Origin of the sequence: Trinickia sp. (genome assembly GCF_051954495.1) — a bacterium.
GTDB lineage: Bacteria > Pseudomonadota > Gammaproteobacteria > Burkholderiales > Burkholderiaceae > Trinickia.
Map to the genome: position 1 here is coordinate 1 of NZ_JBQCHR010000123.1, position 10561 is coordinate 10561.

The window sequence follows — 10561 nt, forward strand, 5'->3', positions numbered from 1 at the left end:
ACACCTCGTTGTGCGCGTTCAAGAGGATGATGCCGACGTTCGGGCGAAAGCCTTCGCGATCCAGCATACAACCACCTTCGAATCCTTTAAAATTGCTTTGATTATAAACAGATAACGAGCCTTTGGCATCGGCATGCACCAGAAGGGTTCCGGGCGCAGCATCAATCGTGCCCTCCTACTGCCGATGGCTAGTCTGACGAATCGCGTCGCGCTAGGCTACGCATGTGATCCATGCACGGCGGCGGCTCGCGCTCATGTCCCAAATCACTCGTTCCCCCTTTGGGCGGCTCGCTGCGGGCTGCCGCTTTTGGAAAATTCTTGATGAAAGCCTCCTGTTTCTTTATCGGCACCCTGAAGGAAGCTCCGGCTGACGCGGAAGTCGTGAGCCACAAGTTGATGTTGCGCGCGGGCATGATTCGGCGCGTCGCCGGCGGGATTTACAGCTATTTGCCGATCGGCCTGCGTTCGATCCGCAAGGTCGAAGCGATCGTGCGCGAGGAAATGAATCGCGCGGGCGCGCTCGAACTGCTCATGCCGTCGGTCCAGCCGGCCGAGCTCTGGCAGGAGTCGGGCCGCTGGGAGCAGTACGGCCCCGAACTGCTGCGTTTCAAGGATCGCAAGCAGAGCGACTTCGTTCTCGGGCCCACGCACGAGGAAGTCGTGACCGACATCGCGCGCAATCAGATCAAGAGCTACCGGCAGATGCCGGTGAACTTCTATCAGATTCAAAACAAGTTCCGCGACGAAATCCGTCCGCGCTTCGGCGTGATGCGCGGGCGCGAGTTCACGATGAAAGACGCGTACTCGTTCGATAAGGATCAGGCGGGCCTGCAAGAGTCGTATCGCAAGATGTACGAGGCCTACGTGCGCATCTTCACGCGTATCGGCCTCGAGTTTCGGGCGGTCGCGGCAGATAGCGGGGCGATCGGCGGCAACCGCTCGCAGGAGTTCCACGTGATCGCGGCGACGGGCGAGGACGACATCGCCTACTGCCCGGCATCGGATTTCGCCGCGAACATCGAGGCGGCCGAAGCCTTGCCGCTGTACGCCGAGCGCGCCGCGCCGCGCGAAGCCATGCAAAAGACGGCCACGCCGGGCAAGGCGAAATGCGAGTCGGTCGCCGAGTTTCTCGGTATTGCGCTCGAGCGCACGATCAAGTCGATCATTCTCGCGACCGACAACGAAGGCGCCGAACCGACGATTTGGCTGTTGATGCTGCGCGGCGATCACGACCTGAACGAAGTGAAGGTCGGCAAGCTGCCGGGGCTGGCCGGTTTTCGTTTCGCCACCGAGGCGGAGATCGTCGAATGGTTCGGCACGCCGCCGGGCTACCTCGGCCCCATCGGCACGAAAAAGCCCGTCAAGGTCGTGGCCGATCGCACCGTCGCGAACATGAGCGACTTCGTCGTCGGTTCGAACGAGGTCGATTACCACACGACCGGCGTGAACTGGGGGCGCGACTTGCCCGAACCGGTGGTCGCCGATATCCGCAACGTGCGGCCCGGCGATCCGTCGCCCGACGGCAAGGGCACGATCGAAATCTGCCGCGGCATCGAAGTCGGGCACGTCTTCCAACTCGGAACGAAATATTCCGAGGCGATGGGGGCGACGTTCCTCGATGAAACCGGCAAGCCCCAGCCGATGGTCATGGGCTGTTATGGCATCGGCATCACGCGCATTCTCGGCGCGGCCATCGAACAGAATTTCGACGACCGCGGCATCATCTGGCCCGAGGCGATCGCGCCGTTCGAAGTCGTGCTGTGCCCGATGGGATACGACCGCAGCGAAAGCGTGCGTGCCGAGACGGACAAGCTCTACGCACAACTTTCGGAAGCCGGTATCGACGTGGTGCTCGACGATCGCGGCGAGCGCCCCGGCGTGATGTTCGCCGATTGGGAGTTGATCGGCGTGCCGCATCGCCTCGTGATCGGCGAGCGTGGGCTCAAGGAAGGGAAGGTGGAGTATCAGGGCCGTCGCGATCCGGAAGCGACGCTGTTGCCGATCAGCGAGGCTGCCGCTTTTGCCGTCGACAAGGTGCGTGCGGCGCTCGCACATCCGCAGCAAGCTAACTGAGTCTGCTGTCGGGCCGCCGCCATTGGGTGAGCGGCCCCGTGCGCGAGGCATTGTGCCCGGGGCCTGCGCGACATCGCCCGGGCCCGGCTAGGCTACGCCGCCGCGGCGAATCTTCTTGCCGAGACCGTCTCGGTTCGCTAGCGCGCTCAAGCGCCTTCGGTCAGCGCGCGGATCGTCGGCAGGTTGCGCCAATACCCCTTGGCGTCCATGCCGCAACCGAACACATAGCGGTCAGGCACCTCAAAGCCGCAAAAATCGGGACGCAGCGGTTTGGCCTTCGCGATCTGCTTTTCGCAGAGCACCGCGCTCAGGAAGCGTTTCGCCCCCATGGCGAGAATGCGGTCGCGGATGGCGGCCATCGTTTCGCCTTCGTCGAGAATGTCGTCGAGCACGAGCACGACGCGATCCTTCACCGATTCGGCCGGCGCGACGCGCCACTGCATGTCGGCGCTGCCCTTGGTGGTATTTCGGTAGCGCGTCAGGTGGATGTAATCGAACTCGAGCGGAAAATCTAGATGAGGCAGCAGCATGCCCGTGAAGACGGCCGCCCCGCCCATGACCGACAGCAGCAGCGGAAACTCTTCGCCTATTTGGACGCCGATGGCTGCCGCCATGCGCTCGATGGAGGCGTTCACCTCGGAAGCCGAGACGATTTCCTCGGAGTGGCTAAAGATGTGAAGGGCTTCTTCTCGGTTCATGGCATTGAGCGAGCGGTGACTGTATAGGCTGTATACATAGTGTGAAGCGGCGCGCCGGCGCGCGCCACGGCATAAACCCTTCGCTTACCGCATGCCCGGAAGCATACCCTTCATCCCGCGCATCATTTTTTGCAGGTTGCCGCCCTTGAGCTTTTTCATCATCGTGCGCATCTGTTCGTATTGATTGAGCATGCGGTTGACCTCCTGCACCTGCACGCCCGCGCCCGCCGCGATGCGGCGCTTGCGCGTCGCTTTGATGAGCTCGGGCTTCGCGCGCTCCGCGGGTGTCATCGAATTGATGATGCCTTCCATGCGGCGCATCTGCTTTTCGGCCTGACTCATGTCCGCGCCCGCCGCCGCTTGTTGAAACTGCGCGGGCAGCTTGTCCATCAGGGTGGACAAACCACCCATGTTCTTCATTTGCGAAAGCTGAGCACGGAAGTCGTTCAGGTCGAAGTCGCCGCCTTTCTTGACCTTGTCGGCCAGCTTTTGCGCGGCTTTGACGTCGACGTTGCGCTGGGCTTCCTCGACGAGGGCGAGAATGTCGCCCATGCCGAGGATACGGTTGGCCATGCGCTCGGGGTAGAACACTTCGAGCCCGTCCAGCTTTTCGGCCACGCCGACGAACTTGATCGGCTTGCCCGTCACGTGGCGCACCGACAGCGCGGCGCCGCCTCGCGAATCGCCGTCGAGCTTGGTGAGCACGACGCCCGTGAGCGGCAGGGCGTCGTTGAACGCCTTGGCCGTATTCACCGCGTCTTGGCCGAGCATCGCGTCGACCACGAACAGCGTTTCGACCGGCTTGATCGCCGCATGCAGCGCCGCGATCTCCTGCATCATCGCCTCGTCGATACCGAGACGGCCGGCCGTATCGACGATCAGCACGTCGTGATAGTGCCGCTTGGCCCAATCGAGCGCGCCGAGCGCGATGTCGACCGGCTTTTGGTTCGGTTCGGACGGGAAGAAATCGGCGCCGACTTGCTCCGTCACCGTCTTGAGCTGAGCGATTGCCGCTGGGCGGTAGACGTCGCACGAGACCGTCAGCACCTTCTTCTTGTACTTTTCGCGCAGGAGCTTCGCGAGCTTGCCCGACGTCGTCGTCTTACCGGCGCCCTGCAGGCCGGCCATGAGGATGACCGCGGGCGGCGTGACGGCGAGATCGAGTTCGGCGGCGCGGCCTTCGTAGTCGCCGCCGATGACGGCCGTCAGCTCGCGCTGGACGACGGAGACGAGCGCCTGGCCCGGCGACAGGCTTTGCAGGACTTCTTCGCCGAGCGCCTTTTCCTTGACCTTGGCGACGAACTCGCGCACGACGGGCAGCGCGACGTCCGCCTCGAGCAGCGCGAGACGCACTTCGCGCAGCATTTCCTGCGTGTTGGCTTCGGTGAGGCGAGCTTCGCCGCGCAGCGTCTTGACGACGCGCGCCATCCGTTGGGTAAGTGTGTCGAGCATGGGGAGCGATTGGGCACGAGGGCTGCGGCTCGCCCAGCGCGCGAGCGGGGCGGGTTCAGCGGCCTAGTGTAAACTTGGGACATGGATATTGTACTGTCTGCCCTCACCGCGCGTCTTTACGGCGGTCTCGCCGTGGCCGGCTGGCGCGCGCATCGGTTGGAGAGCGCCCCGTCGATGCTCTCCAGCGTGCCGCCCGTGCCCGCCCAGGCGGCCTCGCCGTCCCCCGGGGCGATGCGCGCGGGACGCGCGCTGCTGTTCGTCGCGCTGGCGGTGCATGGGCTGCTGCTGCATATGACGATCTTCCCTCGCGACGCGATGGTGTTCGGGTTCGCGTTTGCCTTGTCGGCCATGTTCTGGCTCGGCGCCTGTATCTACTGGATCGAAAGCTTCTTCTTTCCGCTCGACGGGCTGGGCCTGCTCGTACTGCCTTTCGCATGCGTCGCCTCGCTGCTGCCGCTCGCCTTCGGCGGCGTGCATGTGCTGCCGTACGCGGCCGCGCCGTTGTTCAAGGCGCATTTCATCATCGCGAACATCGCCTACGGGTTGTTTGCGATCGCGGCGCTGCATGCGGTCCTCATGTTGTTCGCCGAGCGGCGCCTGCACATGTTGCGCGGGGCGCTGGAGCGCAACGGCGGCTGGCTCGCCGGTTGGCTCGATGCGCTGCCGCCCCTGCTGACCCTCGAGAAACTGCTGTTTCGCTTGATCGGCGCCGGTTTTGTCCTATTGACGCTGACGCTCGTGTCCGGCGTACTGTTCAGCGAGCAACTGCTCGGCCGTCCGTTGACCTTCGATCACAAGACCGTGTTCGCGGTGCTGTCCTGGCTCATGTTCGGCGCGCTGCTCGCGGCGCGACAGCTTTCCGGCTGGCGAGGGCGGGCCGCGCTGCGCTGGGTGCTCGCGTCGTTCGTGGCTTTGCTGCTGGCCTATGTCGGCAGCCGCTTCGTGTTCGAGGTCTTGCTCCACCGTCCGGTGGTTTGATTCCCATGCGACAAATTCTTCTTCTCGTCGTGTTCGTGCTCGCCGCCCGTTGGCTGGTGAAGACCATGCGCGCGGCTCAAGCCCAGGCCACGATGCGGGCGGGGGCGCGCTCGGGCGCCGCGGGCGGCGCGCGCCGGCAGGCGGCGCCCGAACCGCGCCAGCTCGCCGAGCCGATGGTGCGCTGTGCCGTCTGCGGCGTTCACTCGCCCAAAAGCGAGTCGGTGCTCGCCGGCGCGCAGTACTTCTGCAGCGCAGAACATGCGCGTCGCTACGCGGCGCGCGCGGGCGGGCGCGACGGTCGATGAGCGGCGCGTCTTTCGTCGTCGGCGACGACGGCTGGGTGCGCACCGCGCAAGTGCTGCCGTCGCCGAATTTCGAGATGCGCCCCCCGCTCGCCGTGCCGACCCTTATCGTCATCCACAACATCAGCCTGCCGCCCGGCCAGTTCGGCGGCACCGCGATCGCCGATCTGTTTCTCAATCGCCTCGATTGCGACGCGCATCCTTACTACGATGCGCATCTGCGCGGCCTGCGCGTGTCGTCGCATTTCGTGATTCGCCGCGACGGCGTGCTCGAACAGTTCGTCTCGTGCGATCAGCGCGCATGGCACGCGGGCGTATCGAGCTTCTTCGGGCGCGAGCGATGCAACGATTTCTCGATCGGCATCGAACTCGAAGGCGCGGACACGCATCGTTTCGAGTCGGCGCAATATGAAGCGCTGGCGGCGCTCGTCGCAGCGCTCACGGCGCACTACCCGATCGATGCGCTGGCCGGCCACTCCGATATTGCGCCGGGTCGCAAGACCGACCCCGGACCTCACTTCGATTGGGACCGTTTGCAGCGCGACACCGCGCTCGCGGATCGGTATTTCCCCTATCGCCATCCCTGACGCTCGGCATTTCGCGGGTGCTCGCGGTGTCCTCAAACCCGCGCGGCGCTTGCCTTTGCGGTAAGTCCTTGTCCGGGCTCGGTTAATGAAAAGTCAAGCGCTCGCCTCCAAATAAACCGTTTTGACTTGGCGGGTTGGTCCACTATACTTGGTATCAACAAGACACAATTGCACTAGATATTGTGTCGACACGCCGGGGCGTCCGAGTATCAGGCTGGGCGCCGGAACCGCAGAACGCGGCGTGTAAATCATGCGGGTAGAACGCCGGGCGATGCTCGGCGTTCTACCTTCAGGGAAAAAACGGGGCGAGCCACAGCCGCACATCAATGACGAAAACCATCGTCCTTTCCGACGCGCACTGCGACGCGACGCCATCGCTCCGTTTTGTCTCCCGCACCTCATCGTTCGCGCTCGGGGTGGCGCGGCGGTTGTTCCAATCCGCGGTTTGACCGCACATCCAAGATCAGGAGCTTTGCACATGCAAACGACCGACAACATGACGAGCCAGCACGAAGGCGCGCAGGCGGGGCGCCCCGTCGGCGGGCAGGCTGCCTACGCACAGCCGCTCGCGCCGCAGGCGACCTTCGCGGATTACAAGGTGATCCGCCGCAATGGCAGCGTCGTGTCGTTCGAGCCGTCCAAAATCGCGATCGCGGTCACGAAGGCGTTCTTGGCCGTCAACGGCGGGCAGGGCGCCGCGTCCGCGCGCGTGCGCGAGCTCGTCGAGCAGTTGACGCAAAGCGTCGTGCGCGCGCTCGTGCGCAGCCGCCCGAACGGCGGCACGTTCCACATCGAAGATATTCAAGACCAGGTGGAACTGGCGCTCATGCGCGGCGGCGAGCACAACGTCGCGCGCGCCTACGTGCTCTATCGCGAGAAGCGCAATCAAGAGCGCGGCCATGAGCAAGAAGCGTCTGGTGCCCCCGCGTCGGGCCTGAACGTCGTCGACAACGGCGTCACGCGTCCGCTCGACCTGCCGGCGCTGCGCGCGCTGATCGCGTCGGCCTGCGACAATCTAGGCGATGCGGTGAGCCCCGAGCCGATCGTCGCCGAAACGGTCAAGAACCTCTACGACGGCGTGCCGATGAGCCAGGTCTACGACTCGGCGATCCTCGCGGCACGTACGATGATCGAAAAGGACCCGGCCTACAGCCAAGTGACGGCCCGCATTCTGCTGCACACGATCCGCCGCGAAATCCTCGGCGAGGAAGTGACGCAAGGCGAGATGGGCGAGCGCTACGCCGAGTACTTCCCGCTGTTCATCAAGCGCGGCGTCGAAGCGGAACTGCTCGACGACAAGCTGCTGCAGTACGACATGAAGCGCCTGGGCGCTGCGCTCGACGCGAGCCGCGACCTCCAATTCGGCTACCTCGGTCTGCAAACGCTCTACGACCGCTACTTCCTGCACGTCGAGGGCACGCGCATCGAAATGCCGCAGGCATTCTTTATGCGTGTCGCAATGGGTCTCGCCCTGAACGAGATCGACCGCGAAGCGCGGGCGATCGAGTTCTATAACGTGCTTTCGACGTTCGACTTCATGAGCTCGACCCCGACGCTGTTCAATTCGGGCACGCGCCGCTCGCAGTTGTCCTCGTGCTACCTGACGACGGTGGCCGACGATCTCGATGGCATCTACGAAGCGCTGAAGGAAAACGCGCTGCTCTCCAAGTTCGCCGGCGGCCTCGGCAACGACTGGACGCGCGTGCGCGCGCTCGGCTCGCATATCAAGGGCACCAACGGCAAGTCGCAGGGCGTCGTGCCGTTCCTGAAGGTCGTCAACGACACGGCGGTGGCCGTGAACCAGGGCGGCAAGCGCAAGGGCGCGGTCTGCGCGTACCTCGAAACGTGGCACCTCGACATCGAGGAATTCCTCGAGCTGCGCAAGAACACGGGCGACGACCGTCGCCGCACGCACGACATGAACACGGCGAACTGGATTCCCGATCTGTTCATGAAGCGGGTGATGGAAGGCGGCGACTGGACGCTGTTCTCCCCTTCGACCTGTCCGGATCTGCACGACAAGTTCGGGGCCGACTTCGAGCAGGCTTACACGGCGTATGAAGAAAAGGTCGAGCGCGGCGAGATCAAGCTGTTCAAGAAGATCCCGGCGGCTCAGCTGTGGCGCAAGATGCTCGGCATGCTGTTCGAGACCGGCCACCCCTGGATTACGTTCAAGGATCCGTGCAACGTGCGCTCGCCGCAGCAGCACGTGGGCGTGGTGCACTCGTCGAATCTGTGCACCGAAATCACGCTGAACACGAGCGACACCGAAATCGCCGTCTGCAACCTCGGCTCGGTCAACCTCGTCGCGCACCTGGTGAAGCAGGCCGACGGCAGCTACGCGCTCGATCACGACAAGCTCAAGCGCACGGTGAGCGTGGCGATGCGCATGCTCGACAACGTCATCGACATCAACTATTACGCCGTGCCGAAGGCGCGCAACTCCAACCTGAAGCATCGCCCGGTCGGCATGGGGATCATGGGCTTTCAGGATTGCTTGCACCTGCTGCGCGTACCGTACGCGTCGGACGACGCGGTCGAGTTCGCCGACCGGTCGATGGAGGCGGTCTGCTACTACGCCTACTATGCGTCGACGGAACTTGCCGAGGAGCGCGGCCGCTATTCGAGCTACCGCGGCTCGCTGTGGGATCGCGGCATCCTCCCGCAGGACACGCTCAAGCTCTTGGCCGAAGCCCGGGGCGGCTACGTCGAGGTCGACGCGAGCGAGACGATGGACTGGCCGACGCTGCGCGCGCGCATCGCGACGTACGGCATGCGCAATTCGAACTGCGTCGCCATCGCGCCGACGGCCACCATCTCGAACATCATCGGCGTCTCGGCCTGTATCGAGCCGACGTTCCAGAACCTCTACGTGAAGTCGAATCTGTCCGGCGAATTCACGGTGGTGAACGACTACCTGGTGCGCGACCTGAAGGCGCGCGGCCTGTGGGATGAGGTGATGGTTGCCGATCTCAAGTATTTCGACGGCACGCTCTCGCGCATCGACCGCGTACCGGCCGACCTGCGCGCGATTTATGCGACGGCGTTCGAAGTGGATCCGAAGTGGCTCGTCGAGGCGGCCTCGCGTCGTCAAAAGTGGATCGACCAAGCGCAGTCGCTGAACATCTACATGGCGGGCGCATCGGGCAAGAAGCTCGACGAGGTCTACAAGCTCGCTTGGCTGCGCGGACTGAAGACGACCTACTACCTGCGCACGATGGCGGCCACGCACGTCGAGAAGTCGACGGTGGCGCACGGCGCGCTGAACGCCGTGCCGTCGGCCGACGGCGGTGCGAGCGGCGGTGGCGCGGCGGGCGGCTTCGGTGCGACGGGCGGCGCGATGGGCGGTGGCGCGAGTTCGCCGATGGGCGGGTTGAACGCGGCGCCGGTCGCGCAAGAGGAGCCGCAAGCGGACGGTCCCGTCTGCATGATGCGTCCGGGCGATCTGGGCTTCGACGAATGCGAGGCCTGCCAGTAAGGGCCTCGCTCGATACCGGCGCGCGTGAGTGAGCGGCGCGCCGGGATGGCCGAAACCGGGCGCGCGAACCACAGAACGACAAACGCGCGCCCACGACGAACGGCAGAGATACCCCGCGACGCATCGAGCGTCGAAGAAGAGGCGGGACGAGGAACAGGCGGGACACGGAGCGTCGACGATCGATGCTCGGATGGAGCTCTCTTTCACGAGAACACATCGCATCGAGACGACCCTTCGCACGTCTTCGACGATCTCGCGTGTGCGACGTGACGAACAAAGTGTTGTATCGAGGTCGCAGCGTGAATCGAAAAACAAGGATTTTCATGAGCGAACCCTTTTATCGCTCGTGAAAAGATGGTACAAACCGATCTAAATTGATGGTGAGAATTTATGCTCAACTGGGATGACGAGACGACTGCCGTAACTCCCTCGAGCGGTTCGCAACTGAACGCGTTGCGCAACCCCGCGGGGCAGGCCGTTGGAACGCAAGCTGCGACGCGCGTCGCGACGCAAGCTTCGCCCATGCAAAACATCTTCGCGGACGACTTCGCCGTCGCGCCGTATGCGGGCGCCGCACAAGCGCCCGCTCAACCTGCCGCCGCATCCGCCGCGCGTGTGAACGTCGCCGACAAGCGGATCATCAACGGCAGCACCGACGTCAACCAGCTCGTGCCGTTCAAGTACAAGTGGGCGTGGGAGAAGTACCTCGCCGGCTGCGCGAACCACTGGATGCCGCAGGAAATCAACATGTCGCGCGACATCGCGCTTTGGAAAGACCCGAACGGGCTGACCGAAGACGAGCGCCGCATCGTCAAACGCAACCTCGGCTTCTTCGTGACAGCCGACTCGCTCGCCGCGAACAACATCGTGCTCGGCACCTACCGGCACATCACGGCGCCCGAGTGCCGTCAGTTCCTGCTGCGTCAGGCGTTCGAGGAAGCGATCCACACGCACGCGTACCAATACATCGTCGAATCGCTCGGCCTGGACGAA

The 10561-nt window shown here is 64.2% G+C and carries 8 protein-coding genes and 1 pseudogene; 6 read left to right on the top strand and 3 right to left on the bottom strand.

Going from position 1 to position 10561, the window contains the following annotated elements:
- Positions 1-67 (bottom strand): annotated as a pseudogene (locus ACTHNR_RS16580) (RNA pyrophosphohydrolase); the annotation flags it as partial.
- A 254-nt stretch (positions 68-321) separates the two neighbouring features.
- Between ACTHNR_RS16580 and ACTHNR_RS16585 the strand changes: the two are divergent.
- Entirely contained in the window at positions 322-2073 is a 1752-nt protein-coding gene (locus ACTHNR_RS16585; protein ID WP_440548745.1) for a proline--tRNA ligase, read from the top strand.
- 146 nt (positions 2074-2219) lie between these two features.
- On the opposite strand, the gene ACTHNR_RS16590 is transcribed toward ACTHNR_RS16585, so the two are convergent.
- The gene (locus tag ACTHNR_RS16590) at positions 2220-2771 is read right to left on the bottom strand and encodes a hypoxanthine-guanine phosphoribosyltransferase (protein ID WP_440548746.1); all 552 of its coding nucleotides are present in this window, start codon (positions 2769-2771) and stop codon (positions 2220-2222) included.
- Positions 2772-2855: 84 nt separating this feature from the next.
- Positions 2856-4223 (bottom strand): signal recognition particle protein, encoded by a 1368-nt coding sequence (ffh, locus tag ACTHNR_RS16595; RefSeq protein ID WP_440548747.1) that lies wholly within the window; start codon positions 4221-4223, stop codon positions 2856-2858.
- Between the two features lie 81 nt (positions 4224-4304).
- Between ffh and ACTHNR_RS16600 the strand changes: the two genes are divergently transcribed.
- The 5 genes from ACTHNR_RS16600 to ACTHNR_RS16620 form a co-directional block, all read left to right on the top strand.
- On the top strand, positions 4305-5201 hold the full coding sequence (locus ACTHNR_RS16600) for a cytochrome C assembly family protein (protein ID WP_440548748.1): 897 nt from the start codon (positions 4305-4307) through the stop codon (positions 5199-5201).
- A 5-nt stretch (positions 5202-5206) separates the two neighbouring features.
- A complete protein-coding gene (locus tag ACTHNR_RS16605) occupies positions 5207-5506 on the top strand; it encodes a PP0621 family protein (RefSeq protein WP_440548749.1) in 300 nt (99 codons plus the stop codon).
- Entirely contained in the window at positions 5503-6090 is a 588-nt protein-coding gene (gene ampD, locus ACTHNR_RS16610) for a 1,6-anhydro-N-acetylmuramyl-L-alanine amidase AmpD (protein ID WP_440548750.1), read from the top strand. Before ACTHNR_RS16605 ends, ampD begins: the two co-directional genes overlap by 4 nt.
- A 478-nt stretch (positions 6091-6568) precedes the next feature.
- Positions 6569-9568: a ribonucleoside-diphosphate reductase subunit alpha gene (locus tag ACTHNR_RS16615; RefSeq protein ID WP_440548751.1), complete on the top strand. Its 3000-nt coding sequence runs from the start codon at positions 6569-6571 to the stop codon at positions 9566-9568.
- A 390-nt stretch (positions 9569-9958) separates the two neighbouring features.
- Positions 9959-10561, top strand: a 603-nt coding sequence (locus ACTHNR_RS16620; RefSeq protein WP_440548752.1) for a ribonucleotide-diphosphate reductase subunit beta, incomplete at its 3' end; no start/stop codon positions are given.

Bases quoted from the DNA above. Each gene is read 5' to 3' on its own strand.
- ACTHNR_RS16615 (WP_440548751.1), top strand. From the start codon at position 6,569: ATGCAAACGACCGACAACATGACGAGCCAGCACGAAGGCGCGCAGGCG.
- ACTHNR_RS16585 (WP_440548745.1), top strand. From the start codon at position 322: ATGAAAGCCTCCTGTTTCTTTATCGGCACCCTGAAGGAAGCTCCGGCT.
- ACTHNR_RS16605 (WP_440548749.1), top strand. From the start codon at position 5,207: ATGCGACAAATTCTTCTTCTCGTCGTGTTCGTGCTCGCCGCCCGTTGG.
- ACTHNR_RS16590 (WP_440548746.1), bottom strand. From the start codon at position 2,771: ATGAACCGAGAAGAAGCCCTTCACATCTTTAGCCACTCCGAGGAAATC.
- ffh (WP_440548747.1), bottom strand. From the start codon at position 4,223: ATGCTCGACACACTTACCCAACGGATGGCGCGCGTCGTCAAGACGCTG.
- ampD (WP_440548750.1), top strand. From the start codon at position 5,503: ATGAGCGGCGCGTCTTTCGTCGTCGGCGACGACGGCTGGGTGCGCACC.
- ACTHNR_RS16600 (WP_440548748.1), top strand. From the start codon at position 4,305: ATGGATATTGTACTGTCTGCCCTCACCGCGCGTCTTTACGGCGGTCTC.